The 25933-nt window shown below is 61.0% G+C and carries 25 protein-coding genes; 8 read left to right on the forward strand and 17 right to left on the reverse strand.

All coding sequences use genetic code 11. The annotated features are described in order from the left end of the window. The coding region (locus J1W56_RS21675; protein ID WP_223615376.1) for a hypothetical protein at positions 1 to 199 on the forward strand (199 nt) is incomplete at its 5' end. On the opposite strand, the gene J1W56_RS21680 is transcribed toward J1W56_RS21675, so the two are convergent. The 3 genes from J1W56_RS21680 to J1W56_RS21690 are packed head-to-tail and all read right to left on the reverse strand — an operon-like array spanning position 180 to position 2655. Then, positions 180 to 962 (reverse strand): SDR family oxidoreductase, encoded by a 783-nt coding sequence (locus J1W56_RS21680; protein WP_223615377.1) that lies wholly within the window; start codon positions 960 to 962, stop codon positions 180 to 182. The two genes, J1W56_RS21675 and J1W56_RS21680, sit on opposite strands and share 20 nt — an antisense overlap. Before the next feature lie 26 nt (positions 963 to 988). Next, the gene (locus J1W56_RS21685; RefSeq protein WP_223615378.1) at positions 989 to 2182 is read right to left on the reverse strand and encodes an aminotransferase class V-fold PLP-dependent enzyme; all 1194 of its coding nucleotides are present in this window, start codon (positions 2180 to 2182) and stop codon (positions 989 to 991) included. A gap of 2 nt (positions 2183 to 2184) precedes the next feature. Next, entirely contained in the window at positions 2185 to 2655 is a 471-nt protein-coding gene (locus J1W56_RS21690) for a RidA family protein (RefSeq protein WP_223615379.1), read from the reverse strand. A 143-nt stretch (positions 2656 to 2798) separates the two neighbouring features. On the opposite strand from J1W56_RS21690, the gene gcvA reads away from it, so the two are divergent. Together gcvA and J1W56_RS21700 are read left to right on the forward strand one after the other, a co-directional pair. After that, complete coding sequence (gene gcvA / locus J1W56_RS21695; protein ID WP_223615380.1) at positions 2799 to 3728, forward strand: transcriptional regulator GcvA; 930 nt, start codon at positions 2799 to 2801, stop codon at positions 3726 to 3728. Continuing rightward, on the forward strand, positions 3718 to 4452 hold the full coding sequence (locus tag J1W56_RS21700) for a glutathione S-transferase (RefSeq protein WP_223615381.1): 735 nt from the start codon (positions 3718 to 3720) through the stop codon (positions 4450 to 4452). Before gcvA ends, J1W56_RS21700 begins: the two co-directional genes overlap by 11 nt. Here the strand turns inward: J1W56_RS21700 and J1W56_RS21705 are convergent. The 12 genes from J1W56_RS21705 to J1W56_RS21760 form a co-directional block, all read right to left on the reverse strand. After that, positions 4449 to 5384, reverse strand: coding sequence for an NAD(P)-dependent oxidoreductase (locus J1W56_RS21705; RefSeq protein ID WP_223615382.1), 936 nt, complete (start codon positions 5382 to 5384; stop codon positions 4449 to 4451). The two genes, J1W56_RS21700 and J1W56_RS21705, sit on opposite strands and share 4 nt — an antisense overlap. After that, positions 5356 to 8025, reverse strand: coding sequence for a nitrate reductase (locus J1W56_RS21710; RefSeq protein WP_223615383.1), 2670 nt, complete (start codon positions 8023 to 8025; stop codon positions 5356 to 5358). The genes J1W56_RS21705 and J1W56_RS21710 overlap by 29 nt, the downstream gene beginning before the upstream one ends. Positions 8026 to 8031: 6 nt before the next feature. Then, the gene (gene nirD / locus J1W56_RS21715; protein ID WP_223615384.1) at positions 8032 to 8361 is read right to left on the reverse strand and encodes a nitrite reductase small subunit NirD; all 330 of its coding nucleotides are present in this window, start codon (positions 8359 to 8361) and stop codon (positions 8032 to 8034) included. 4 nt (positions 8362 to 8365) lie between these two features. Continuing rightward, positions 8366 to 10831, reverse strand: a complete 2466-nt coding sequence (nirB, locus tag J1W56_RS21720; RefSeq protein WP_223615385.1) for a nitrite reductase large subunit NirB — start codon at positions 10829 to 10831, stop codon at positions 8366 to 8368. A gap of 1 nt (position 10832) precedes the next feature. Next, positions 10833 to 11630 carry an ABC transporter ATP-binding protein gene (locus J1W56_RS21725; RefSeq protein ID WP_223615386.1) on the reverse strand — a complete coding sequence of 266 codons (798 nt, stop codon included), beginning with the start codon at positions 11628 to 11630 and terminating at the stop codon, positions 10833 to 10835. A gap of 10 nt (positions 11631 to 11640) precedes the next feature. Beyond that, a complete protein-coding gene (gene ntrB / locus J1W56_RS21730; protein ID WP_404928648.1) occupies positions 11641 to 12531 on the reverse strand; it encodes a nitrate ABC transporter permease in 891 nt (296 codons plus the stop codon). A 10-nt stretch (positions 12532 to 12541) separates the two neighbouring features. Continuing rightward, a complete protein-coding gene (locus tag J1W56_RS21735) occupies positions 12542 to 13840 on the reverse strand; it encodes a CmpA/NrtA family ABC transporter substrate-binding protein (protein ID WP_223615387.1) in 1299 nt (432 codons plus the stop codon). Positions 13841 to 14187: 347 nt separating this feature from the next. After that, positions 14188 to 15462 carry a CmpA/NrtA family ABC transporter substrate-binding protein gene (locus tag J1W56_RS21740; RefSeq protein ID WP_404928696.1) on the reverse strand — a complete coding sequence of 425 codons (1275 nt, stop codon included), beginning with the start codon at positions 15460 to 15462 and terminating at the stop codon, positions 14188 to 14190. 30 nt (positions 15463 to 15492) lie between these two features. Next, the gene (locus tag J1W56_RS21745) at positions 15493 to 16080 is read right to left on the reverse strand and encodes an ANTAR domain-containing response regulator (protein ID WP_223615388.1); all 588 of its coding nucleotides are present in this window, start codon (positions 16078 to 16080) and stop codon (positions 15493 to 15495) included. A gap of 112 nt (positions 16081 to 16192) precedes the next feature. Further along, positions 16193 to 17281: a M24 family metallopeptidase gene (locus tag J1W56_RS21750; protein ID WP_223615389.1), complete on the reverse strand. Its 1089-nt coding sequence runs from the start codon at positions 17279 to 17281 to the stop codon at positions 16193 to 16195. Between the two features lie 72 nt (positions 17282 to 17353). Beyond that, the gene (locus tag J1W56_RS21755) at positions 17354 to 18943 is read right to left on the reverse strand and encodes an ABC transporter substrate-binding protein (protein WP_223615390.1); all 1590 of its coding nucleotides are present in this window, start codon (positions 18941 to 18943) and stop codon (positions 17354 to 17356) included. Positions 18944 to 18994: 51 nt separating this feature from the next. Then, entirely contained in the window at positions 18995 to 19576 is a 582-nt protein-coding gene (locus tag J1W56_RS21760; RefSeq protein ID WP_223615391.1) for a helix-turn-helix domain-containing protein, read from the reverse strand. Positions 19577 to 19758: 182 nt separating this feature from the next. On the opposite strand from J1W56_RS21760, the gene J1W56_RS21765 reads away from it, so the two are divergent. The 5 genes from J1W56_RS21765 to J1W56_RS21785 are packed head-to-tail and all read left to right on the forward strand — an operon-like array spanning position 19759 to position 23856. Further along, complete coding sequence (locus J1W56_RS21765; protein ID WP_404928652.1) at positions 19759 to 20847, forward strand: ABC transporter permease; 1089 nt, start codon at positions 19759 to 19761, stop codon at positions 20845 to 20847. 9 nt (positions 20848 to 20856) lie between these two features. After that, a complete protein-coding gene (locus J1W56_RS21770; protein WP_223615392.1) occupies positions 20857 to 21762 on the forward strand; it encodes an ABC transporter permease in 906 nt (301 codons plus the stop codon). Continuing rightward, positions 21759 to 22595: an ABC transporter ATP-binding protein gene (locus tag J1W56_RS21775; protein ID WP_223615393.1), complete on the forward strand. Its 837-nt coding sequence runs from the start codon at positions 21759 to 21761 to the stop codon at positions 22593 to 22595. The genes J1W56_RS21770 and J1W56_RS21775 overlap by 4 nt, the downstream gene beginning before the upstream one ends. Next, positions 22592 to 23332, forward strand: a complete 741-nt coding sequence (locus J1W56_RS21780) for an ABC transporter ATP-binding protein (RefSeq protein ID WP_223615394.1) — start codon at positions 22592 to 22594, stop codon at positions 23330 to 23332. The genes J1W56_RS21775 and J1W56_RS21780 overlap by 4 nt, the downstream gene beginning before the upstream one ends. A gap of 23 nt (positions 23333 to 23355) precedes the next feature. Continuing rightward, positions 23356 to 23856 (forward strand): GAF domain-containing protein, encoded by a 501-nt coding sequence (locus J1W56_RS21785; RefSeq protein ID WP_223615395.1) that lies wholly within the window; start codon positions 23356 to 23358, stop codon positions 23854 to 23856. 23 nt (positions 23857 to 23879) lie between these two features. Here the strand turns inward: J1W56_RS21785 and J1W56_RS21790 are convergent, their stop codons facing one another. Both J1W56_RS21790 and J1W56_RS21795 read right to left on the reverse strand, forming a co-directional pair. Further along, a complete protein-coding gene (locus J1W56_RS21790; protein WP_223615396.1) occupies positions 23880 to 24278 on the reverse strand; it encodes a RidA family protein in 399 nt (132 codons plus the stop codon). A gap of 29 nt (positions 24279 to 24307) precedes the next feature. Next, on the reverse strand, positions 24308 to 25933 hold the full coding sequence (locus tag J1W56_RS21795) for an AMP-binding protein (RefSeq protein WP_223615397.1): 1626 nt from the start codon (positions 25931 to 25933) through the stop codon (positions 24308 to 24310).

The raw sequence follows: 25933 nt of genomic DNA on the forward strand, positions 1-25933 counted from the left end.
CAGTTCGCGTTCGCTCATTAAAATCAGTCCCAAAATCCGCATCCCAAATCTCGTTGCAATCAACGAGAAGGTGACACAGCGACGTTTCTACTTTGCAGAAACAGGACATTTTAACTTTGCGGCTACAGCCGTGAGTTGCATAAGTTTAATTATGGAACTCACGGCATCGATGCAGGCTTTCACCCCAGTGTCGAGTTGAAGGCGCCGCCATCGAGCAGAAGGTTCTGCCCGACGATGAAGCCGGCATACTGGCTGCACAGGAAGGCGGCTGCCGCGCCGAATTCCTCCTTGGTGCCGAAGCGGCCGGTCGGATTGGCGGCATGGGCTTCAGCGCGCGCCTGTTCGATGGAGATGCCCTTGGTTTCCGAAGTCTTTTCCAAAAATCCCTTGATCCGGTCGGTCTCATGCGAGCCCGGCAAGAGATTGTTGATGATCACCCCATGACGCGCCACCTGCCGGGCGGTTCCGGCGACAAAACCGGTAAGGCCGCTGCGCGCGGCATTCGACAGGCCGAGCTGGGCAATGGGGGATTTCACCGAGCCGGATGTGATATTGACCACGCGGCCCCATTTGCGCTCGATCATGCCGGGCAGGATCGCATTCATCAGATAGATCGGTGTCAGCATATTGGCATTGACCGCCTTCAGCCATTCCTGCTCGTGCCAGTCGGACCACAGACCGGCCGGCGGCCCGCCGGCATTGTTGACGAGAATATCCGGCTGCGGTTCGGTAGCCAGAAGTTCCTTGCGGCCCTGCTCCGTCGTCACATCCGCCGCAACGATCTGCACCTTGACGCCGTAGGTATCGGCGATTTCCTTTGCCGTCTCGCGCAGCACCGCTTCCGTGCGGGCATTCAACGTCAGGTCAACGCCTGCTTCCGCCAGCTTTTCCGCAACGCCGCGACCGAGCCCTTTTGAACTCGCGCAGACGATTGCTCGCTTACCCCTGATTCCCAGATCCATTCTGTCCTCACCTGTCCTTCATTCCGTCAAGCGGCCTGCCGTGCAAGAGCGGCAACATTATCGCAAAGACGGTCAATTTCGTCCGTTGTGTTCAAATAGCTGACCGACGCTCGCGCAATCTCGTTGAGGCCGCGCGCCATCATGTCAAGCGGTGTGTAAGGTATCCCATTTGCGGCGATTGTAATCCGCTTTTCCGCAAGTTTGCCGCGCAGAGCCTGCGGCGCAATGCCCGCCACCGTAAAAGAGACCAATCCGGATTTCTCCGTGCCGAGGTCATGAATCGCAACACCGGGAATGGCAGCCAGTTGACCGCGCAATTGCCCGGAAAGTTCCCTGATCCGACGGCGGATCGCATCCACGCCGAGGCTGCGCGCCTGTTTCAGTGCCGCTCCCAATCCGAGCAGCAGGGCGATGGGCTTCTCACTTGTCTCGAAGCGCTGCGCATCCGTCCGCACGTTAGGTCCGTCCTCGCCCCATGTCGAGGAAAGGACATCGAGATAGGCCGGTTCGAGTGTTTTGAGAAAGGCCTTGCGCAGATAGAGGATGGCCGCGCCGCGCGGGCCACGCAGAAATTTTCTCCCCGACCCCTTCAGCATGTCACAGCCGATGGCGCTGACATCCACGGGAAGCTGGCCGAGCGCCTGCGCCGCATCGATGAAATAGGGAATACCCGCCGCGCGCGTGACCCGGCCGATGGCAGCGGCATCGTTGATAAGCCCGCCATTGGCGGGAAGCCAGGTCAGGGCAACGAGGCGAACGCGGTCATCGATCATGGCAGCGAGCGCATTGGCATCCACACTGCCGTCTTCATTCACGGGGATGGTTTCGATGCGCGCGCCTGCCCTTTTGGCTGCCGCCTGCATCGTCGACAGATTGCCGCCCCATTCCTGACGGCCGACCAGAATGCGGTCACCCTCAACGAGCGGCGGCAAAGCGGCAAAGGCCAGTCCCCAGGCGGCGGAACCGCTGCTGGAAAAGGCGATTTCGGCAGGCGCCGCACCGATGAGACCGGCGGCATCCGCCCGCGCCTCATCGATCAGGCCCGCCGCATTGGCCGCGGCTTCCATGGGGCCGTAGAGGGATTCACGCTGGAGATGCTCGGTCACCGCCGCCAATACCGTGTCTGACGGCAGCGAAGAGCCGGAATGGTTGAAGTGGGTGCTGATGGCACACCCCGGCGTCTGCGCGCGCAGCTGTTCAATATCGAGCGTTCGGGTCACCGTCAGCCCTCCAGCTCGACCAGTGCGTCCACCTCGACAGCAACGCCGCGCGGCAATGAGCTGACGCCGACGGCGGCTCTGCTGTGACGCCCCGCATCGCCGAACACCGCAACCATCAGGTCCGATGCGCCATTGGCCACCTGCGGGTGCTGGGTAAAGTCAGGTGTCGCCGCCACGAAGACGCCGAGGCGAACGATGCGGCGCACGCTGGCAATCGTCCCGTCGGTGGCCGCTGCAATCTGCGACAGCACGTTGAGCGCCGCGATCTCGGCAGCCCTGCGGCCTTCCTCAAGTGAAACAGACGCGCCGACAACACCGAGGACGGCGTTCCCGTCATCGATACGGCTGATCTGCCCCGATATGCTCAACAGGGTGCCGGCGCGGACGACCGATACGTAATTGGCAACAGGCACGGACGCGACCGGCAGGTCGTGACCGAGGGTTGCAAGCTTCTCTGCTATGGTGGCTGGCATCATCATCTCCGGCTGACTATGCCGGCATCATCAACGGCCCGGCCCGGCAGGTCCAATTCAAAACACTGGCGTCACTGATCGATCTGGCTAATGTCTGCAAACCCGGATAAGCTGATGACACGCAGTCGAAAGCATGAGGCGAAATGCGCTCCTCCACCACCTTGCCGCCGTTGCAGGCACTTCGAGCCTTCGAAGCCGTCGCGCGGCTGATGAGTTTCCGCCGCGCGGGCGAAGAACTGCTCATCACGCAAAGCGCCGTCAGCCATCATATCCGCCAGCTGGAAGAGTTTCTCGGCCTGCCGCTGTTTGTGCGCAAGGCGCGCAGCATCGCCTTGACACCGGAGGGCGAGGACTATCGCGCCCGCACCACCGATGCATTCCGCCTCATCGCCGCCGCCACCGCAGACCTGCGCGGCAGGGGCAGACGCACAGTGGTCCGCATCAGTCTGCTGCCTTCCTTTGCCGCCAACTGGCTTGTCTCACGCCTGCACGGTTTTCAATCGCTGCACCCCGACATCGGCCTCGAACTCGATCCCACCCTGCGCAGCGCGGACATTGCCGCCGGGGAGGCCGACATCGCCATCCGCTATGGCGACGGAAACTGGCCCGGGGTCGATGTGCGCCTGCTCATGGCCGAACAGCTCAGCCCGGTTATCAGCCCGGCACTTCTGCAATCGGACAAAGCCATTGAGACGCCGGAGGACTTGCTGCGCCACACATTGCTGTTCGCCAGGAAGCCCGTTGACTGGCAGGTCTGGGCCGATGCCGTGGGCCTTGATCTGTCCGGCGCCCGCACCATCCAGCTGACGGACTACAACATCACCCTGCAGGCCGCGCTGGACGGTCAGGGCATTGCCATCGGCCGCATGCTGCTCATCCGCGATCACCTGCGGACCGGGCGTCTGGTACAGCCATGCGCGCAGACGATCACCTCCACCCGAACCGCCCATTGGCTGGTGACACCCAAAGGGGCCAGGAGCGCTTCGGCGGCCCAAATATTTATCGATTGGCTGATCGCGGAAACCGCAAAGGCATCCAATCAGAGCAATGGAGAAACCGGCAATGCCCTATGAACTCTATTACTGGGACGGCATACAGGGACGCGGCGAGTTCATCCGGCTGGCGCTGGAAGAAGCCGGTGCCGCCTATGTCGACATCACCCGCGAAACCGGCAGCGGGCGCGGCACATCCGCAATGATGCGGATGCTGAAAGGCGCCGATACCTCGCACACGCCGTTCGCACCGCCTTTTCTGAAAGACGGCGAACTGCTTGTTTCACATGTCGCCAATATTCTCTTCTATCTCGGACCCAAACTCGGTCTGGTGCCGGAGAATGAGGGATTGCGCTATGCCGCCAATGGCCTGCAACTGACCGTCACCGACTTTGTCTGCGAGGTGCACGACACGCATCATCCGATTGCCACCGAGCTTTACTACGAAGATCAGAAGGAAGCGGCGAAGGCACGTTCGACCAGCTTCATCGACCATCGTATCCCGAAATATCTCGGCTATTTCGAGCGCAACCTTGCCAATAATCCGGACGGTGACAGGCACAGCGTCGGCAACGGGCTCAGCTATGTCGACCTCTCATTGTTTCAGGTGATCGAAGGGCTGAGATATGCCTTTCCCCGCGCCACGCGGTTGTTTGATCGCCAGTATCCCCTACTGGTGGCGTTGCGTGATCGGGTCCGGGAGCGGCCCAACATTGCCCGCTATCTCGCCTCGCCGCGGCGTATTCCCTTCAATGAGTCAGGCATTTTCCGTCATTACCCCGAACTCGATCAGGACGCCGTCTAGGCGCGTTTGAGAACAACGACATTCTTGCCGTCGGCGCAAAGACGCTGCGCAGCAGCGTCGTGAAACGGTTCATCGGCCAGGGGAATGCGCCTGGCCTCCCGTCGCGCCAGCTGCAGAATGGCAGGCGGAATATCCCTGCCGTAAAAGATCGCATCGGCCATTTGCAGCAGCCGCATGGCTTTGAGTGTCAGAAGCTCGGGGTCATCACCCCCCACCGGGATGACAGCCACCGTGCCTGTGCGTGTGTTGCCATCATTGGCTATATCCACTGCCCGTGCCTGCAGTTTGGCCTCTTCATCGGGCAATGGGTCCACGCCAAAAGCGCGATTGACGAAATCCTCCCAGAACAGCCTCCGCTGGCGACCGGGCTGCAACGCCCCGGCAATATGGCCGCGCAGCTGTTGTGCCAGTTGCGCCCAGGCTGCCAGCGATGCGGGCAGGACCGTCTCGATCCGCCGGCGGATCGCCTGCCCCAATATAGGTGCTGCGCCATCGGTCGATATGCCGACCACCACGGGCGAACGATTGACGATGGTGCCAAACTGAACCGCGCAGAATGCCGGCTTGTCGATCACGTTGCACGGCACACCGGCTTGCGTCGCGGCATGCAGGAATGCTTCAGCCTCCTGTTCCGTTGCTGTATCGGCAACGGCGATGGCAGCACCGCGCAAATCCGTTGCCGACCACCTGCGCGCATGATGGACGAACGATCCTGCCGCAATCAGGGCGGACATTTCCTCGCTCATGGCTTCGGCGTAGACATGAACCTCGGCGCCCGCCGCTGCCAACAGTTCGGCTTTCCATGCGGCTGCGGCGGTTCCGCCCGCAACGACACCGCGCTTGCCCGCAAGGCTGAAAAACACCGGCAGCACCGCCAGTTGCCCGATACTGCCGGGGCGTGGGCTATTCTGCGGCCTGGACAAGATTTGCATCGACAATCCCCCTGATTTCGGCACGGCAGGAGCCGCAATTCGTCCCCGCCTTCAAAGCTTCGCCAATAGCTGCAACGGTCTGGCAGCCGCTGCGTGCAGCGCTGGCAATCTCGTTGCGGCCGACGGAAAAGCAGGAGCAGACAATCGCGCCCTTGTCAGGCATATCCCTGCCGGGTCGTCCCGCCAGAAGCTGGAAACGGTTCTGCGCAGCTGCAAAGCTCTGCGACAGTTGATCGCTGGCCCAGCTGCGCGACACAGCTACGGGCTGACGACCTATATAAAGCGCGCCGATCAAGGCATCACCGGCAAAGACAGCCATACGATGCTGGCCATTCTTTTCGTCATGGTAACGCAGCAGCGGTACGCCCTCGCCGCAACCGAACAATTCTCCGGCAAACATCGCCCAGTCATCCGGCTCGTGAAGACCGGCAAGTTCGATACGGTATCCTCCATTGGCCTTGGCAAGTGCCCAGTAATCCGCCGCAATCGTCCGGGGCTTGTCACGCAGGACCGCGAACCCGTACCAGAGAGCTTCGAAAGGCTCGATATCCACCCTTGCCATCTTCAGCGCGGGCTGGCCGGAGACCGGATCGGTACGCGATGTCACCAATGTGTCCACCCGGGCACTACCGGCAAACTGGTTGGTCCAGTGCATGGGCACGAACACACTGCCGCGCGACTGCCTGTCCGTCAGCAGGGCTCGGACGATGATGCCGCCGTGATCGTTGTACAACCGGACAAGGCTGGCATCGGCAATTCTCAGTCCCACGGCATCGAGCGGATGTATCTCCGCAAAAGGTTCGGCGAAATGCGCGGACAGGCGCGCGCTTTTTCCCGTGCGCGTCATCGTGTGCCAGTGATCGCGCACACGCCCGGTGTTCAAGATGAATCGTTGATCGATCGCGCCGGTATCGGCTGGCGATACCGCGATGAACCGCGCCCGGCGATCCCCGGTAAAGAAACCGCCTTGCGCAAAAAAGCGCCCGCCCGATGTCGCAGCGCGCCGGTTTTGCGGCCATTGGAACGGGGCAAGGTTGTCATAGGCGCGCGCAGATATGCCGGCATGGGCGGCGATATCGAAATCGCGGCTGCCCTTGTTCTCCACTCCCGACAAAGCGGCATGCTCGGCAAAGATCTGCACGGGGTTCTGATAGGCAAAGGCGGCGGCAAACCCCATGCGTTTCGCCACCTCGGTGATGATCCACCAGTCTGGCTTTGCCTCGCCGGGCGGAGGCAGGAATGGCCGCTGCCGGCTGATACGCCGTTCCGAGTTGGTGACCGTTCCGTCCTTTTCGCCCCATCCGGCGGCGGGCAGCAGCACATGGGCATAGGCGGTCGTATCCGTTCTTGCGTTGATATCGGAGACCACGACAAACGGGCAGGCTTTCAGCGCCTTCGCCACGCGATCGGCTTCCGGCATGGAATCGGCCGGGTTGGTCGCCATGATCCATAAAGCCTTGATCCGGCCATCGCCCACCGCCTTGAACAGATCGACGGCCTTCAGCCCCGGCCGCGTTGCCATGGCCGGGGCGGCCCAGAAATCCTGAATCAGCCGCCGGTGCCCGGCATTCTCGATCTGCATATGGCTTGCCAGCATATTGGCAAGCCCGCCCACCTCGCGCCCGCCCATGGCATTGGGCTGCCCGGTGACCGAGAACGGCCCCATGCCGGGGCGGCCGATGCGGCCCGTTGCCAGATGGCAATTGATGATCGCATTGACCTTGTCCGTACCCGATGCCGACTGGTTGACGCCCTGGCTGTACACCGTCACGCATCGTTCGGTCCGGGCAAACAGCGTGAAAAAGGCAAGCAGTTGATCCGGCGCAATCTCTGTTTGTCGCGAAATCGTTTCCAGATCATAGGAACTGGCAATCGCCAAAGCCGACGCAAAACCCGTCGTATATTGCCCGATATAGGCATGATCCAAGGCATCCTGTTCGGCCAGAAAACCGAGCAGCCCGATAAACAGCGCCGTATCCCCGTCGGCACGGATCGGCAGATGCATGTCGGCGATATCGGCGGTCATGGTGCGGCGCGGATCGATGAGGACGATACGCATCTGCGGGCGCTTGACCTTGGCAGCTGCAATCCGCTGATAAAGCACGGGATGGCACCAGGCGAGATTGGAGCCGGTCAGCACGATGAGATCGGCAAGCTCCAGATCTTCATAGGTTCCCGGAACGGTGTCTGACCCGAAGGCCCGCATGTGCCCCGCCACCGACGACGACATGCACAGCCGTGAATTCGTATCGATGTTTGCCGAGCCGATGAAACCTTTCATCAGCTTGTTGGCAACGTAATAATCCTCCGTCAGAAGCTGGCCCGAGACATAGAAGGCGACACTATCCGGGCCATGTTCCCTGATCGCAGCGCTGAAACGGCCGGCGACAAGATCGAGAGCCTTGTCCCAGCTCGCCGCCTTGCCTTCGACCCGCGGCTCCAGCAACCGGCCATCCAGATGAACCGTTTCACCAAGTGCCGATCCCTTGGAACAGAGCCGTCCGAAATTGGCGGGATGCTCCGGGTCTCCGGCAATGGCAACCGTCCCGTCTTTGCCGGGTGTCGCAAGCACGCCGCATCCGACGCCGCAATAGGGACAGGTGGTGCGAACCGTACCGGGAGAAAGCGCCGGATTGTCCATGCCGCTCTACTCTGCGGCCATGGCGGCCAGCTCAAGCAGCGCCAGAATCCGGTCACCGTCCAGCCGGATCGCGATGGTTTTCACGCTGCCTTCATCAGCGCCAAGCGCCTTGCCCGTCTCCAGCGAAATGACCCAGTTGTGCAGCGGACAAGTCACCGAAGCGCCATGCACGATACCCTGACTGAGCGGCCCGCCCTTGTGCGGGCAATGGTCGTCAATCGCAAATATCTGGTCTTCCATGGTCCTGAAAACGGCAATCCTGCCATTGGGTGTGTTCACGCATCGGGCCCCCCGGCGGGGAATGTCGTTGATTGTTCCAATCTCAATCCAGTTCATCATTCTACTCCGCTGCCTGCTGGTAGCCGATCCTGGCCATCGGCTGGAATTCATGCTTGTCGACGCCGGAAACCCGCTCAGACCACGGATCGACCTGCGCAAAAGTCTGGCTGAAGACAAAGCGGTCGAAATAACCACGGCGCTTCACCTCGTCCTGCATGATCTGGCGACGGATTTCATCGAGACCGACGCGTTTGGCCCATTTGTAGATGCGCTCGAGATAACGGCCCTGTTCGCGGTACATCTGCGTCAACGCCACCACATGTTCCAGCGCCTCATCCTCGGTCTTCACCAGCCCCAGAACTTCCGTCCCCTTGATGTCGAGACCCGCCGCCCCGGCGAAATGGATTTCATATCCGGAATCGACGCAGATGATGCCAACGTCCTTGCAGGTGGCTTCGGCGCAATTGCGCGGACAGCCTGATACGGCCATCTTGACCTTGGCGGGCGTCCACGACCCCCACATGAATTTCTCGATGCGAATGCCAAGCCCGGTCGAATCCTGCGTGCCGAAGCGGCACCAGTCGGTCCCGACGCAGGTTTTTACCGTGCGCAGCCCCTTGGCATAGGCCTGTCCTGACACGAACCCGGCCTTACCGAGATCGGCCCAGACAGCCGGCAGGTCTTCCTTCTTGACGCCCAGCATGTCGATGCGCTGGCCGCCGGTGACCTTGACGGCCGGAATGGCGAATTTGTCGACCACATCGGCGATTGCCCGCAATTCCCGGGAATTGGTGACGCCGCCCCACATGCGCGGCACAACGGAATAGGTCCCGTCCTTCTGGATGTTGGCATGCACCCGTTCGTTGATGAAGCGCGACTGGTAGTCGTCGGCATATTCATCCGGCCAGTCGGCAACGAGATAATAATTCAAGGCCGGGCGGCACTTGGCGCAGCCGCACGATGTCTTCCATTCCAGTTCCTGCATCACGGCCGGAATGGACTTCAGCTTCTTCGCCTTGATCAGCCGGCGGACATCGTCATGGCCAAGATCGGTGCAACTGCACATGGGCGTCACAGCCGATGGATTGTAGGAATCGCCGAGGGTGAGCGCCAGAAGCTGCTCTACCAGCCCGGTGCAACTTCCGCAGGAGGCGGACGCTTTGGTATGGGCGCGCACATCATCCAGCGAGGTCAGCCCCTTGCCGGATATGGCACCGGTGATCTTGCCCTTGCATATGCCGTTGCAGCCGCAGATTTCCGCATCATCTGGCAAGGCTGCAACGGCCGCCATAGGGTCCAGCGGGGACCCTCCCTGATAGGACTGGCCGAAAATCAATGTGTCGCGCATCTCCGAAATGTCGGTTCGCTTCTTGGTAAGGTCATGGAACCAGGCGCCATCGGATGTCTCGCCGTACAGCACCGTGCCGATGATGCGGTCATCCCTGAGCACCAGCCGCTTGTAGACCCCGGCGGCGGCATCGCGCAGGACGATCTCCTGCCGGTCGTCGCCTTCGCCGAGATCGCCGACGGAAAACAGGTTGATCCCTGTGACCTTCAGCTTGGTCGGCGTCTCGCTGTGCACGAATTTGGCATCCGCATCATCCGCCAGTTGTGCTGATACCACCCGCGCCATCTCGTAGAGAGGCGCGACCAGCCCGTAGCATTGTCCGCCCACCTCCGCGCACTCACCGATGGCGAAGATCTCGGGATCGGAGGTCCGCATGCCGGCGTCGACAACGATGCCGCGATTGGTTGCAAGGCCAGCCTCCTTCGCGAGCAGGGCGTTGGGGCGGATACCCGCCGCCATGACCACCAGATCGGCAGGCAATGTTGTGCCATCGGCAAGCAGAACGCCTTCCACCCTGTTCTGACCGATGATCTCCTTGGTGCTCGCCTTGGTCATCACGCGGATGCCGCGCCCTTCCACCGCCTGTTCGAGCAGATAGCCCGCAGCGGGATCAAGCTGGCGCTCCATCAGCGTCGGCATGATATGGAGAACCGTGACATCCATGCCGCGCGATTTCAGACCGGCAGCCGCTTCCAGACCCAGCAATCCGCCGCCGATCACCACGGCGCGCGCGCGGGACTGGGCCGCAAGCAGCATGGCATTCACATCGTCAAGATCGCGGTAGGTCAGGACCCCCGGCAGGTTGTTGCCGGGAACAGGCAGAACGAACGGAACCGAACCCGTCGCGATCAAAAGCTTGTCGTAGCTTTCGGTCGTTCCGGCATCGGAGGTGACCGTCTTGGCCTCCCGGTCGATCCCGATGATCCTGTGGCCCTTGTAGAGCGTGATGCCGTGCTTGATGTACCAGCCATCACCATGGATGATGATTTCCTCGAATTCCTTTTCGCCTGACAGCACGGGCGACAGCATGATCCGGTCGTAATTGACGCGCGGCTCGGCATTGAAAATGGTCACGTCATAGGTATCGGGCGCCATCTCGAAGAGATGTTCAAGCGCCCTGCCCGGCGCCATGCCGTTGCCGATGACAACGAGCTTCTGCTTTTTCGCTGCTGTTTCCATCTTACGCGGCCTCCACAAGACGGTGCCGCTCGTAGAGAAATTTCAGCACGGACGAACGGCAGCGGATATAGGTGGCATCGGCGGCAAGCTCGATGCGGCGCCGTGGGCGAACCAGCGGCACGTCAAGGATTTCGCCGATTCTCGCGGACGGCCCATTGGTCATCATGACGATACGGTCAGAGAGCAGCACGGCTTCATCGACATCGTGGGTGATCATCAAGACCGTATTGGCAAGCTCCGTATGAATCTGCATGACCTGATCCTGCAGATGCGCGCGGGTCAGCGCATCCAGCGCGCCGAACGGCTCGTCCAGCAACAGCACCTTGGGCTCCATCGCCAGCGCCCGGGCAATGCCGACGCGCTGCTTCATGCCGCCGGAGACCTCGGACGGGCGCTTGTCCCTCGCATGCACCATCTGCACCAGTTCGAGATTGCGCATGGTCCATTCATGCCGTTCCGCCCGGCTTTTGCTGGATGAGAAGACCTTGTCGACCGCCAGCTTGACGTTCTCATAGACCGTCAGCCAGGGCAGCAGCGAATGGTTCTGGAACACCACCGCGCGATCAGGCCCCGGCGTGTCGACAACAGTGCCTTCGAGAAACACCACGCCGCGCGTCGCCTGCGTCAGCCCGGCGACTATGTTGAGCAGGGTGGATTTCCCGCAGCCGGAATGGCCGATGATCGAGATGAACTCACCTTTTTCGACGCTCAGCGAGACCTGATTGAGAACCTGCGTGCTGGCGCCGCCACGGCTGAACACCATGTCGATCTGTTCGAGGGAGAGATAGGGTTTCGACATGATGGCTTCCTCAAGCGCTTGCGGTGTTACGGGTGACGGTCCGGGCGACGAAGGCGATGGCGCGGTCAAGCAGGTAGCCGACGATGCCGACATAGATCAGGGCCAGAATGATGTCGCTGATGCGCGACGAGTTCCACGCGTCCCAGATGAAGAACCCGATGCCGACGCCGCCGATCAGCATCTCGGCCGCCACGATGGCAAGCCATGACAGGCCGATACCGATGCGCAGGCCGGTGAAAATATAGGGCGCAGCGGCGGGGATCATGATCTTGGTGAAATATTCGAACTGGTTGAGGCGCAGCACCCGCGCAACATTCTGATAGTCCTGCGGGATGTTGCGAATGCCGACAGCCGTGTTGATGATGATCGGCCAGATGGCCGTGATGAAGATCACGAAGATCGCCGAGGGGTTGCCGTCCTTGAACGCAGCCAGCGACAGGGGCAGCCAGGCAAGCGGCGGCACCGTGCGCAGCACCTGAAAGATCGGATCAAGCCCACGCATCGCCCATTCGCTCTGCCCGACAAGGGTGCCCAGCGCAATGCCCGCAACGGCAGCAAGGCAATAGCCCAGCGCCACTCGCTTCAGGCTGGCCAGAATGTGCCAGAACAGCCCCTGATCGACGCCCTGCCCGGCATAGAACGGATGCGCGATCAGCTCCCAGGTCTCCGAGACCACCCGTGAGGGCGGCGGCACGCTTGCCGTCGGCGAAGAGCAGAGGATTTCCCACAGCACCAACAGGAACACCAGGGTGATCACCGGCGGCACCACGTGCGCCGCCAGGGAGGTGAGCCATTGCGGAAAGCGTCGAGGCGAACCGGTCTTTGGCGAAAGAGCCAGCGTCATGATTTTTGCCACCGGGGGCTTTTCATTCGGACGGATGGGAACGGGGCTGGCTGTCATGCCGGTTTCCTCACGCAAAACGTTTGATTTCAAGGCTGGCGAGATAGGTTTGCGGGGCGTCCGGATCGAACACCTTGCCATCGAAGAAGGTTTCGGGACCGCGTGATGTCGAAGCCGGAATATCAGCCGCGGCAACGCCAAGCTCCCTGGCGGCGTCGCGCCAGATGTCCTCGCGGTTCACCTTGCCGACCAGCGCCGCAATATCCGTGTCCGGGGCAAATTTGCCCCAGCGGATATTCTCGGTCAGGAACCATTTTTCGTGGCTCTGGAACGGATAGGATGTGTGATCGCGCCAGAACTTCATCAGATGCGGGCTGGCTGTCTCGACACGTCCCGAGCCATAGTCGTAATCACCCTTCAAACGCCCGGCGATATCCGTTGCAGGCACATTGAACCACGCGCGCTTGCCGACCATGGCTGCCAGCTCATCCTTGTTGGCGAGATCATCAGCCCATTGCTGCGCCTCCATCACAGCCATGAGCAAGGCCTTGGTGGCATTGGGGTTTTTCTCCACCCAGTCCGCCCGCATGGCGAAGGACTTTTCCGGATGCTTGGCCCAGATTTCCGCTGTGTTGACCGCGGTATAGCCGATGCCCTGATTGACGAGCTGCGCATTCCACGGTTCGCCGACACAGAAGCAGTCCATGGTGCCGACCTTCATGTTGGCGACCATCTGCGGTGGTGGAACGACAATGGTTTCCACGTCCTTGTCCGGGTCGATCCCACCGGCGGCCAGCCAATAGCGGATCCACAGATCATGCGTGCCGCCGGGGAAGGTCATCGCGGCCTTTGCCGCATTGCCTTCCGCCTTCTTCCTGGCAAAGGCTTCCCTGAGGACACCTGAATTGACCCCGGCTTTCTGACCGGCATAGGCCGAACCAACCGAAATACCCTGCGCATCCAGATTGAGGCGCGCGAGGATGACCATCGGCAGGGGCTGATTGTTCTGAGTGACCTTGCCGGCGCTGATGAGATACGGCATCGGCGTCAGGATATGCGCGCCGTCAATGCCGTTGCCCGCCGAGCCGAGCACCAGATTGTCCCGCGTCGTGCCCCACGATGCCTGCTTGACCACCTCGACATCGGGCATGCCGTGCTTGGCAAAAAGGCCCCTTTCCTTGGCAACGATCAGCGGCGATGCATCCGTCAGCGCAATGAAACCGAGCGTCGCCTTGGTGGTCTCGGGGCCGGCAGCGGCCGCATAGGCGCCGCCCGGAAGCGCAGCCTTTGCCGCCGCCAGCAGCGCCAGCGTGCCGCCAGCCTGCAAAAGCGTTCGTCTTGTCAAGCCTGTCGGCAAAATCACCTTCATCGCAATTCCCCTTCGCAGCGCTGCTTCTGGTGCAGCTTGAGCCAAAAAAAACGCCGCCGGATGAAGTGCATTCACCCGATCCGGTGAATGAACTCGCCCAAGCGACGTCTGTGTCTTTGAAAGCATCCGATGGCGATGCTCGCGGTTCCTGTCTTCGTTGACGGAACGGTTTTATAAAAGCAATAAGCGTGCCAACCGGATATTATATTTATAAGCCATTGTAATTGATATATATTATTATAGTTCAGCTATTTTTCACTGACGGCAATCGAAGAGCGGCGCAGGCGAAATGGGCAGAACGGCCATCAAACCCGCTCATTTATTGTGCAGAGCACAAATTCTGCCCATCAGGTTTCATCCCGGGTTGCAACGGGGTTTTCAAGATTGTGGACATTGAAGCCCTTGAGATAGGCGGGAATGTCCTGGGGATCGAAGACAGCCCCATCGATGAACCCGTCCTGGCGCTGGCCGCCCTCCACGCGCACATCCGCCGATGGTATGTCGGCGCGGGGTCCCAGCGCATGGCGGTAGAGATCGGGACGGAAGGCGGTCGCGACCTTTTCCTGCTTTTCCTTGGAGTGATCAACCTGCCCCCACCGCACCATCTGGCTGAATATCCATTGCGCCTGGCTGATCCACGGAAAATTCGCGCCATCGCGATGGAAGGTGAAGTAGTCGGAGACCGTCCGCTCGTGTCCATCCGGGTCGGTGGTGAACCTGCCCATGAGAACCCGGTGCAGGATGTCCTCCGGCGCATCGATATAACGCGGCTCGGCCAGAACCTCGGCAAGTACGCGCCGATTGTCCGGTACATCGCACCATGCGGCGGCGCGATCCAGCGCGACGATCAGCCTCGCCAATGTTTCAGGATTGGTATCCGCCCATTCCGGCCGCACGCCGATGACCTTCTCGGGACTGGATGGCCAGATATCCTCCTTGACCGCAACGATCCGTCCGACTTCGCGGGCGACGGCCACCATATTCCAGGGCGCGCCGACGCAGAAGCCGTCGATGGCCCCCGCCGACAGGGCATCGGATGTCATGGGCGGCGGCACGACCACCAGTTTGACGTCGCGGTCCGGATGGATGCCGCCGGCCGCCAGCCAATAGCGCAGCTCATAATTGTGCGATGAAAACGGATAGGTCGTGCCAAGCACCGGCAATGGCTCGCCGCGAACCTTTATGTCGTCAATCACGCACTTGAGGGCTTCGGCATTGGCAAGCGCGCCCTCGTCTCCGGCCAGATCCGCCAGCGCCTGCATGCGGCGATAGAGCTTCACCGACAGGGTAATGGCATTGCCGCCCCGCCCGAGCGTGAACGGCGTGATGACCGCTGACGGATTGGAACCGAGCCCCAAGGCGGAGGCGACCGGCATGGGCGCCAGCATGTGCGCGATATCAAACTGCCGGAAAGCCAGCCGATCCCGGATATTGGCCCAGGACACGTCTTTCACAAGTTCAAGTTGAATGCCTTCACGCGCAGCAAAGCCGAATTCAGCCGCAGCGATGAGAACCGAAGCATCGACAAGCGGAATGAAGCCCGCGCGAACGACGGAGACGCCGTCACGGCGGACCGCTGCCGGCGCCGCGAGGCCGCCGCCCATGCCCTGGCCATTGTCCATCCGGATAAAACTCACGGCCAACCTCTCTTTCTAGCTTCCCAGCATGGCTGCCGCCATGACGACGCTCTGTGCAATATCGGCGAGCTTCTTCTTCTCGTTCATGGCGGCCTGCCGCAGCAGCGCATAAGCCTCGTCTTCCGATATTGTGCGCGATTTCATCAAAATACCCTTGGCGCGCTCAATGACCTTGCGCTCTTCCAGGGCGCTTTTTGCCTCCGCCAGTTCCTGCTGCAGCCGGCTGAACGCCTTGAAGCGGCTGACCGCCATGTCGAGAATGGGTTTGACGCGCTCCTTCTTCAGGCCGTCGACCACATAGGCGGACACACCGGCATCCACGGCCGCCTCGATCGACGCGGTATCGGAGCTGTCGACAAACATGGCGATCGGCTTGCGCACGGATCGGCTGAGCTGGAACAGGTGCTCCAGCATGTCGCGATTGGGGGTTTCGATATCGATGACGATGACATCGGGTGCGATCCGCTCGATCTGCCGGGCAAGACCGACGATGTCGTGCAAAACAACGACGCGGTCATGGCCGGCCTCCCGCAATCCCTCTTCGATAATGGAAGCGCGGATACGGTTTTCGTCGAAGACCATGATCGATAGCGGTGTAGACATGCCTCAATTTTGCGCATGCCCTCAAATTGTGCAATGCTACATTAGCGCACAGCAACAAAAGTAGTGCGGGCGGCCGCTTCGCACCCGAAACGGCCGCCTTCAGCGCAATGGATCAGGCCTTGAAGGCAGCCCGCGGCAGTTCGGACAGCACTTCCGCCCTGTTGCCGCGCATGATGACGATTTCCTCGAGGCGGACGCCGAATTTGCCGCTGAGGTAAATGCCCGGCTCGATCGAGAACACATGCCCATCCTCGAGAATGGCCTCGGACGTTGCGGTGATATAGGGCGGCTCGTGGATGTCGATGCCCATGCCATGGCCGGTGCGGTGCAGGAAATATTCACCGTAACCCGCCTGGGTGATGACATCGCGCGCCGCCTTGTCGACTTCCTTGGCGGCAACCCCCGGTTTGGCCGCAGCCAGCGCCGCCTTGACGGCGGCATCGAGAACCGCGTGCACCTTGTCGAAATCTTCAGGCGTTTCACCGCAGACGGCAACGCGGGTCATGTCGCTGGGATAGCCGTCACTGCGCCCGCCAATGTCGATCAGCACCGCTTCATTGGCCTTCAGTACGCGCTCGCCGGTGTGATGGTGCGGATATGCGCCATTTTCACCGAAACAGACGCTGGTGAATTCCGGCTTCGCATTGTTTGCCTTGTAGTAGTCCCGGACAACACCAGCAATCTCGAGCTCGGTCACGCCGGGCTTCAACGCGGCAAAAGCTGCACGCATCGCACCGTCATTGATGAGCGCATTGGCCTTGAGCGCGGCATATTCCGCCTCGTCCTTGCGGGCGCGCAGATAGCCGACGGTGTCGTTGAGGAAGGTGCGCTTGGCACCCGGCAGTGCATTGATCACCAGCAGGGCGAAATCCGCCCGCATCGTTTCATCGAGCGCGATCCTGATATCCTGTTTTGTCCCGACGACGTCTTTCAAAACAGCGGCCAGCGCCGCATCGGGACCCTCGCCGTCCGTCCATGGATAGAACGGCAGGTCGGTATGCTGGCGCGAGCTGTCGGCATTGAGTGCCGGCATCAGTATCCCGGCGTGATCCCTGCCGACAAACAGCATGACCGGCCGCTCGTCGCCATGGGGCGAGAGCCCGGCAAGCCAGACCATATGCGAGGACGGACCGACGACGACAAGATCGGTTCCGGTTTCAGCCATGCGCTCCCGCAGGCGCGCCATCCGAAGTTCAGACATTTTACTATTCCCGTTGTTATGGATGCCGTGGCGAGGCCGCCCGACGATCCGGACGGCCTTTAAAGTTTCTGGTCAGTTCTTCTTCACGAGGCGGTAGAAGACGAAGTCCGATGTTGCACCGTTCACATAGCCCGAAACAGTCTTGGCGAGCGCAACCTGTGTGGCCGCCTGGAACATGACGATGATCGGTGATTTCGCCTGCACCTGCTTCTGCAGGTCGACATACATCTGATTGCGCTTGGACTGGTCCGCCTCTGCACGCGCCGCCTTCGTTTTTGCATTGAGTTCGGCAGGCACCGCCCAGCCATTGCGCCACGTGGTGGTCGACTGGTAGTTGCCGTCCGAATTGTCCTCGTTGAAGGCAAATGCCTTGGCGTTCGAATCCGGGTCCATGAAATCCGGGCCCCAATAGAGCAGCATGGCTTCATGAGTGCGGGCACGGTATTTGGTGATGACCTGGCTGCCCGTCCCCGGAATGATGTTGAAGTTGATCCCGGCTTCGGCAAAGCCCGCCTGCAGCGACTGCGCCATGTCGGTGAACGGCGTTGAATTGATCACGTCCAGCGTCACCTTGATCGGGGTTTTCACGCCGGCATCGGCAAGGATCTTCTTCGCCTTGGCCGGATCATAGGTATAGGGCGTCTCATCGAGCGATCCGGGGAAACCCGCCGGCCAGAATGCCTGATGCACCTGCATCTGGCCCTTGAGGAACGAATCCGTCATGCCCTTGTAGTTGACGAGATACCGTGCGGCCTCCCAGATTGCCGGGTTGGTCAGCGCCTCGTCCTTCTGGTTCAGGCTAAGAAAATGCACGGCGGCCTGCGGATAGGTTTCCACATTGACCGTGCCCTTGGTCGAAAGGCTGGCGACCTGATCCGGCGTCAGGTTCTTGGCAATGTCCACATCGCCGGATTCAAGCAGCAATTGCTGGGTCGCCGCTTCCGCCACATGGCGGATGATGACCGACTTCATTGCCGGTGCACCGCCGAAATAGTTGGGATTGCCGGCAAGGTTGATGATCTCGGCCGGACGGAAAGCCTTCAGGACGAAGGGGCCTGTCCCCGCGGAATTCGCCTTGAGCCAGGCATTGCCCATGTCGCCATTGGCTTCGTGGCCCTGTACCGTCACGGCATCGATGATCGAGGCCGGGCGGGCGGCAAGTACGTTGAGCACAAAGGCGGACGAGAAATCGCCATCATATTTGACCACGATCTTATTGCCCGAAGCAGTGACCATCTTGTCATAGTTTGCAGGGGTCCAGCCCAGCTGCGCCAGGATGAAGGCGGGCGCCTTGTTCAGCGCGATGACGCGCTTCCAGGAATAGACCACATCTTCCGCACGCAGCGGGTTGCCGGATGTGAATTTCACGCCGTCCCGCAGGGTGAAGGTGATGGTCCTGGCGGCATCATCCGCCGTCCACGCCGTCGCTAGACCTGGCGCCAGCGTCTTCACATCGGGCGCATCATACTGCACCAGACGGTCATAGGTCTGCGTCACATATTCACCTGACGTAAACTCGTACGCCTCGGCCGGATCGATACTGACGATGTCGTCGATATTCTGGGCCACGACAAGCGCATTGCCGGGCGTTGCCGCATGGGCAAGCGGTGCTGCCGATACGATCATGGAAGCGGCCAGCAATGCCGTCTTGAACAGTTTCATTCTTCATTCTCCTCTGGATTGTTCTTGTTGTTGGGTTTTTTGTTGAAGGTTTTAGAGCCGGGGCCGGAACACGGGCAATGTTCCTGTCCATAGAACCCGCGCCGTCTTGTCGGTGTCATTCCACCAGGCATGGGGCCGGTTGCCGCGAAAATGCAGGCTGTCGCCCGCCGAGATCACCACTTCCTCGTCATCGAGCCTGTGGGTGATGGCACCCTCCAGCACGTAGAGAATTTCTTCGCCTTCGTGGCTGACCGTTTCGGAACGATAACCCGCTGGTATGTGCATGATGACGGACGAGAGGACGTTCCCGGCAAAATCCGCGGCGATCTGTTCGTAGACAATGGAGGAACCATCAACCGAAAACTTCTGCCGCTCGCCCTGGCGCGTCAGCGCATCTTCCGCCGTGGGCGTGGCAATGAAATAATCCACCCCGACGTCGAGACTGCGTGCAATCTGTGCAAGCGTTCCCAGCGATGGTGTGGCATGATCGCGCTCGACCTGGCTGAGATAGCCGACCGAAATACCTGCAGCGTCGCAGATTTCCTGCAATGTCAGCTGCAGTTGCCGCCGGCGTGCCCGGATCATGGCCCCGACCTTGGGCTGTGGCGCAGCGTTGCGAAGTTCGGACGTCATGGGCGATTCCAATCCCAGTAAAATTTCTTTGATCTAAGCAAAAATTTTTGTATGGTCCAAGCAGAATCTTCGGCGAGGTCAGGGAAAGTATCATTACACCTCCGACTTTCAGACCGGGATCAACGGGAACAATCGACACACATGGGCCAACCCAATGGCCCAAAATGGGGAAGGCTCTGGGTTTGGCATTCGAATCCGAAACAGTGGCAGATATTGCCGCCAAGCCGGTCAGACGGCCGGGCTTGCACAGGAGCCGTGGCGCCCGCCTGCTGCTTGGGCTGGCCGGGTTCATCGTATCGGTGCTCATCACCTTTCTCGGGCTTCTGTCAATCACCTTCTTTATCGGCCGCGTTGTTCCCATCGACCCGGTTCTGGCCGTCGTGGGTGACCGGGCGCCGCGCGCTGTCTACGAGGCGGCACGGCTGCAGATGGGCCTGGACCAGCCGGCGCCTATCCAGTTCATCCGCTATGTCGGCTCGGTCCTGTCGGGTGACCTCGGCACATCCGTGTCGACGGGCAAACTCGTTCTCGATGACCTGAAGCGCGTGTTTCCCGCAACACTCGAAATGGCAACGCTCGGCATCATCATCGGCGTCCTGCTCGGCGTTCCCATGGGCGTCTATGCGGCCAGCCGCCGGGGCAGCCTTGTTGATCAGGTCATCCGGGTGATCGGGCTTTTGGGCTATGCCGTGCCTGCCTTCTGGCTCGGCCTTGTCGGCCTTGCCGTTTTCTATGCCCGCCTGAAATGGGTCGCCGGACCCGGTCGCCTCGACATCTTCTATGATGGCCTCGTCGACCCCGTCACCGGCATCGTGCTGATCGACAGCCTGCTTGCCGGTGAAACCGAGATTTTTGTCAATGCGCTCTGGCATCTGGTCTTGCCAGCCTCCGTGCTCGGCTTCTTCAGCCTTGCCTATATCGCGCGCATGACGCGCTCCTTCATGCTCGACCAGCTGTCGCAGGAATATGTGACGACAGCGCGCGTCAAAGGCGTTTCGGAGCGGCTGGTCATCTGGCGCCATGCCTTCCGTCCCATTCTGGTTCCCCTGATTACCGTGATCGGCCTTTCCTATGCAGGCCTGCTGGAGGGCTCGGTGATGATCGAGACGATCTTCTCCTGGCCGGGCATCGGCAATTATCTCACCGTGGCGCTGCTCAATGCCGACATGTCCGCCGTTCTCGGCGCCACGCTGGTGATCGGAGCGGTGTTCATCGGCATCAACAAGATTTCCGACGTGCTCTACCGCGTCCTCGATCCCCGTGCGCGTTAGGAGCTCCTGATGGCAAACGTCCATAGCTGGCTGATCGACGACAGCCCCGCCTCCCGCCTGCAGGCCCGGCTCGGCCGCCTCTACCGGATATGCGGCGCCCTGTCGCGCAATCCGCTGGCAGCCGTCGGCGCGATCATCATTCTGGTGCTGATCCTCACGGCGATCTTCGCGCCGCTGATCGCCACCCATGATCCGCTGAAGCAGGATCTGGCGCAGCGTCTGCTGCCGCCCGGCAGCGGCAACTGGATGGGCACCGACGAGCTTGGGCGGGATATCTGGTCCCGCGTCGTCTACGGCGCGCGCATTACCCTTGTGATCGTCGTGCTGGTCGCGGTGCTGGCAGCGCCTGCCGGACTGATTATCGGCGCCATATCAGGCTATTTCGGCGGATGGATTGACCGCGTCCTCATGGGTGTCACCGATATTTTCCTGTCCATGCCGAAACTCATTCTGGCGCTCGCCCTCGTCGCGGCATTGGGGCCCGGCATCGAGAACGCCATCATCGCCATCGCCATCACCTCATGGCCCGGCTACGCCCGTATCGCCCGGGCTGAGACACTCACCTTCAAGAATGCGGAGTTCATTGCCGCCATCCGCCTGCAGGGCGCATCGTCGCTGCGGGTCATTCTCGGCCACGTGCTGCCGCTGTGCACCTCCTCGATGATCGTGCGCGTCACGCTCGATATGGCCGGCATCATCCTGACCGCCGCCGGTCTCGGCTTCATCGGCCTCGGGGCGCAGCCTCCCTTGCCCGAATGGGGCGCCATGATTGCGCGCGGCCGCTCGTTCATCCTCGACCAGTGGTGGGTCGCCACCATGCCGGGCTTTGCCATCATCATTGTCAGCCTCGGCTTCTGCTTCCTCGGCGATGGCCTGCGTGACGTCCTTGATCCCAAGAGTGGAGAACAGCGGTGAGCACGCCCCTGCTTGAGATTGCAAACCTGCGCGTTTCCTTCCCCACACAGAAGGGCATGATCGACGTGGTGCGCGGTGTTTCCTTCACCCTTGGCCGCGAACGGCTGGGGATTGTCGGCGAAAGCGGTTCGGGCAAATCGATGACGGGGCGCGCCATCCTCAAACTCATCCGCGCGCCGGGAACGATCCGTGCGGACACGTTCCGTTTTGATGGTATCGACTTGCTGCAACAGTCAGAGAGGGCAATGCGCCGCATTCGCGGCGCCCGCATTTCCATGGTGATGCAGGATCCGAAATTCTCGCTCAACCCCGTCATGACCGTGGGCGAGCAGATTGCCGAAGCGCTGCAAACCCACCAGCGTTTGCCCCGCCGGGAAACCCGGCAGCGCGTGCTCACTATGCTCGAAGCGGTGCGCATCGATGACCCCGAACGTGTCGCCAGCCTCTACCCGCACGAAATTTCCGGCGGCATGGGCCAGCGGGTGATGATCGCCATGATGCTCATCCCCGAGCCCGATCTGCTGATTGCCGACGAGCCGACCTCGGCGCTCGACGTTTCGGTGCAGGCACAGGTTCTCGATATCATCGACGAGCAGGTCAAACGCAAAGGCATGGGGCTGATCTTCATCAGCCATGACCTCAACCTCGTGTCGAGCTATTGCGACCGCATACTGGTGATGAACACCGGCGAGATCGTCGAGGAATGCCAGGCGGGCGAATTGCGCAACGCCGTGCATCCCTATACGCGCGGGCTGATTGCCGCCATTCCGCGGCTCGATGAAACGCGTGAGGAGCTGCCTGTTCTCGACCGCAGCGCATGGGTGGCACAATGACCGCGCTTTCTCTGAATAATCTCGACATTTCCTATGGTGAAACGCAGATCACCCACGGCATCAGCCTTGATATCGCGGAGGGCGAGAGCTTTGCGCTGGTCGGCGAAAGCGGCTCCGGCAAATCGACGGTGCTGAAGGCCATTGCCGGGCTTGCCCCGCAATGGACCGGCTCGATCACCGCTTTCGGCCAACCGCGCACGCATGGTATCGACCAGCATTTCGCCCGGCATTGCCAGATGGTGTTCCAGGACCCCTACGGTTCGCTGCATCCGCGCAAGACCATCGATGCCATCCTGAGCGAACCGCTGGCCATCCACGGCATCGGCAACCAGAACGGCCGGGTCGAGGATATGCTGGTTGCGGTCGGTCTCGACCGCAAATTCCGCTTCCGCTATCCCCATCAATTGTCCGGCGGCCAGCGCCAGCGTGTCGCCATCGCCCGTGCCCTGATGCTTGAACCCAAGCTTCTGCTTTTGGACGAGCCGACCTCGGCGCTCGATGTCTCGGTGCAGGCCGAAATTCTCAACCTTCTGAAGCGCCTGCGCCGCGAACAGAACCTCACCTTCCTCATGGTGACCCACAATCTGCCCGTCGTGTCCTTCCTCTGCGACCGTCTGGCGGTGATGCGTCACGGACGGATCGTCGAGATTGCCGATGTGGCCGACCTCAAGCGCGGTGCGCTCCAGGAAACCTATTCGCGTGAACTGATGGATATCAGCGTCGCGCATGCCGGTTGAACAATGACCCCAAGGAAATGAAAATGACACAGGATGAAGTAGCAACTGTATTGGCCGAATTTGACGCGGCCATTGCCGCGGGCACCCATGCCGAAGCTCCGTGGCAGGCATTGCAGACGCTGTCGCAAAAGATCATCGGCGCCAAGCTGTTCACCATCATGACCGTCGACATGAAGAACGAGCTGGCCCGCCGTGAATACACCTCCGACGCCGAGAGCTATCCGGTGTCCGGCACCAAGCCGATCCACTATGACCGCTGGTTCGACACGGTGCACAAGGACAGGCAGTCCTTCGTTGCCAACACCATCGCCGATATCGCGACGGTGTTTTCCGACCATGAAACGATCTGGGCGCTCGGCTGCGGCTCGGTCATCAACATTCCCGTGGTGATTGCGGGCGAGCTGCTCGGCACGGTCAATTGCCTCGATGTCGAGCACCACTACACGCCGGAACGGGTTGAGCGCTCCAAACTGCTGGCCATCCCGGCCAAGCTGGCGTTTCTGGCGGCCAGCAAGGCCGCCTAGACAGTGCGCTCCTGCCCGTGCAATCAGCGGGCAGGAATGACGGCTGTCGCCTCGATTTCAACCAAAGCGCGATCTTCCAGGAGGGCCACGACCTGCACCAGGGTCATCGCCGGATAGTGCCGGCCGAAGACACGACGATAGGCTTCGCCCAGCCGTTTCTGTTCGGCGACATAGATCTTCTTGTCGGTGATGAACCAGGTCAGCCGCACGAGATCGGTTGTCTCGGCACCGGCGCTTGCCAGGATATCGACAATGTTGCGCATCGCCTGCTCGGCCTGCTCGACGAAATCATCGGTCTCGAATGTCTGGTCCTTGGTCCAGCCGATCTGGCCGCCGACAAAGATGACCTTCCCCTCGGCTGCCATGCCGTTGGAGTATCCCTTTGCCGCCGGCCAGCCCTGCGGGTGTATGATCTCTGCCATTCGAATGTCCTGCCTGATTATTACATGGGTTATTGCTGATATGCCTTGCGCAATTGAAAGCGCTGTATTTTCCCGGTCGCCGTCTTGGGCAGCGCATCGAGGAATTTGATCGAACGCGGATATTTGTACGGCGCTATGACCTGTTTGACATGGTCCTGCAAGCGCTTGGCCGTTTCCTCGCTGGCCGCCACACCCGCCTGCAGCACCACATGCGCCTGCACGATCTGGCCGCGCTCCGCGTCTGGCGCACCGATGACGGCGCATTCGCTGACGTCGGGATGGGCGAGCAATGCCGCTTCCACCTCGGGACCGGCAATGTTGTAGCCGGCGGAGATGATCATGTCGTCGGAGCGCGCGGCAAAATGGAAATAGCCATCCGCGTCCTGAAAGAAGGAATCGCCGGTCAAATTCCAGCCGTCGCGCACATAATTCTTCTGGCGCTTGTCGGCGAGATAGCGGCAGCCGATCGGCCCGCGCACCGCCAGCCTGCCGATCTCGCCGCGCGGCACTTCGCGCATCGCCTCATCGACTATAATGGCCTGGTAGCCGCTGACGGGCTTGCCCGTCTTGCCCGGCCCCGAATCCTCCAGCCGGTTGCTGATGAAGATGTGCAGCATTTCCGTGGCGCCGATACCGTCGAGCAGCGGCTTGCCGGTCTTCTGCATCCAGGCTTCGTAGATCGGCGCCGGCAGCGTCTCGCCCGCCGAAACCGCGATGCGCAGCGAGGAAAGGTCTGCACCCTCGTTCATCGCCTGCAGCATGACCCGGTAGGCGGTCGGCGCGGTAAAGCTGATCGTTGCCTTGTAGGTCTCGATGATGTCGATCATTTTCGGCGGCGTTGCCTGTTCCAGAAGAGTTGCCGCCGCGCCGAACCGCAGGGGAAAGATTGCCAGCCCGCCAAGACCGAAGGTGAAGGCAAGCGGCGGCGAGCCCACGAAAATATCGTCGGGACGCACATCAAGCACTTCCTTCGCATAGCCGTCGGCGATGATGAGAAGATCACGATGAAAGTGCATCGTCGCCTTCGGCTCGCCGGTGGTGCCCGACGTGAAGCCAAGCAAGGCCACATCATCGCGGCCGGTCTTCACCGCCTCGAAACGAACGGATTTGTCGAGCGCGATCCGGTCCAGTTCCGCCTCGTGATTGGCCGTACCATCAAAGCCGACAACGCGCTTCAGGAACCTGCTTGTTTTGGCGCAGGTTTCCATGTCTTCCAGCAGCCGCGTATCGCACAGTGCCAGGGATATCTGCGCCTTGTCGACGATCTGCGTGAGTTCGCCGGCCCGCAGCATCGGCATGGTATTGACGACCACGGCACCCACCTTGGTTGCTGCCAGCCAGCAGGCAACCATCGCCGGATTGTTGGCGGAGCGGATCAGAATGCGGTTGCCCGGCTCGACACCATAATTTTCCACCAGCGCATGGGCGATGCGGTTGGTCCAGTCGGTGAGTTCCTTGTAGGTCCGGCGGCGGCCATTGCCGATCAGCGCCGTATTGTCGCCGAACCCCTTGGCGACCATCGCATCGGTCAGTTCCACGGCGGCATTCAGCCATTCCGGATACTGGAAATTCTCCATCAGCAGTTCCGGCCATTCCTCGAACGGAGGAAGATTATCCCGGGTAAAGTGATCCGTATGCGCCGATGGTCCCAACAT

The sequence above is a fragment of the Phyllobacterium calauticae genome, from assembly GCF_019991125.1.
Taxonomy (GTDB): domain Bacteria; phylum Pseudomonadota; class Alphaproteobacteria; order Rhizobiales; family Rhizobiaceae; genus Phyllobacterium; species Phyllobacterium calauticae.

Excerpts from the sequence above, each read along its gene's own strand:
- J1W56_RS21785 (WP_223615395.1), top strand. The coding sequence starts at position 23,356 with ATGACACAGGATGAAGTAGCAACTGTATTGGCCGAATTTGACGCGGCC.
- J1W56_RS21710 (WP_223615383.1), bottom strand. The coding sequence starts at position 8,025 with ATGGACAATCCGGCGCTTTCTCCCGGTACGGTTCGCACCACCTGTCCC.
- nirB (WP_223615385.1), bottom strand. The coding sequence starts at position 10,831 with ATGGAAACAGCAGCGAAAAAGCAGAAGCTCGTTGTCATCGGCAACGGC.
- ntrB (WP_404928648.1), bottom strand. The coding sequence starts at position 12,531 with ATGACAGCCAGCCCCGTTCCCATCCGTCCGAATGAAAAGCCCCCGGTG.
- J1W56_RS21750 (WP_223615389.1), bottom strand. The coding sequence starts at position 17,281 with ATGTCTGAACTTCGGATGGCGCGCCTGCGGGAGCGCATGGCTGAAACC.
- J1W56_RS21745 (WP_223615388.1), bottom strand. The coding sequence starts at position 16,080 with ATGTCTACACCGCTATCGATCATGGTCTTCGACGAAAACCGTATCCGC.
- J1W56_RS21780 (WP_223615394.1), top strand. The coding sequence starts at position 22,592 with ATGACCGCGCTTTCTCTGAATAATCTCGACATTTCCTATGGTGAAACG.
- J1W56_RS21795 (WP_223615397.1), bottom strand. The coding sequence starts at position 25,933 with ATGTTGGGACCATCGGCGCATACGGATCACTTTACCCGGGATAATCTT.
- gcvA (WP_223615380.1), top strand. The coding sequence starts at position 2,799 with ATGCGCTCCTCCACCACCTTGCCGCCGTTGCAGGCACTTCGAGCCTTC.
- J1W56_RS21705 (WP_223615382.1), bottom strand. The coding sequence starts at position 5,384 with ATGCAAATCTTGTCCAGGCCGCAGAATAGCCCACGCCCCGGCAGTATC.
- J1W56_RS21760 (WP_223615391.1), bottom strand. The coding sequence starts at position 19,576 with ATGACGTCCGAACTTCGCAACGCTGCGCCACAGCCCAAGGTCGGGGCC.
- J1W56_RS21735 (WP_223615387.1), bottom strand. The coding sequence starts at position 13,840 with ATGAAGGTGATTTTGCCGACAGGCTTGACAAGACGAACGCTTTTGCAG.
- J1W56_RS21790 (WP_223615396.1), bottom strand. The coding sequence starts at position 24,278 with ATGGCAGAGATCATACACCCGCAGGGCTGGCCGGCGGCAAAGGGATAC.
- J1W56_RS21755 (WP_223615390.1), bottom strand. The coding sequence starts at position 18,943 with ATGAAACTGTTCAAGACGGCATTGCTGGCCGCTTCCATGATCGTATCG.
- J1W56_RS21725 (WP_223615386.1), bottom strand. The coding sequence starts at position 11,630 with ATGTCGAAACCCTATCTCTCCCTCGAACAGATCGACATGGTGTTCAGC.
- J1W56_RS21680 (WP_223615377.1), bottom strand. The coding sequence starts at position 962 with ATGGATCTGGGAATCAGGGGTAAGCGAGCAATCGTCTGCGCGAGTTCA.
- J1W56_RS21700 (WP_223615381.1), top strand. The coding sequence starts at position 3,718 with ATGCCCTATGAACTCTATTACTGGGACGGCATACAGGGACGCGGCGAG.
- J1W56_RS21740 (WP_404928696.1), bottom strand. The coding sequence starts at position 15,462 with ATGGACAATGGCCAGGGCATGGGCGGCGGCCTCGCGGCGCCGGCAGCG.
- J1W56_RS21690 (WP_223615379.1), bottom strand. The coding sequence starts at position 2,655 with ATGCCAGCCACCATAGCAGAGAAGCTTGCAACCCTCGGTCACGACCTG.
- J1W56_RS21770 (WP_223615392.1), top strand. The coding sequence starts at position 20,857 with ATGGCAAACGTCCATAGCTGGCTGATCGACGACAGCCCCGCCTCCCGC.
- nirD (WP_223615384.1), bottom strand. The coding sequence starts at position 8,361 with ATGAACTGGATTGAGATTGGAACAATCAACGACATTCCCCGCCGGGGG.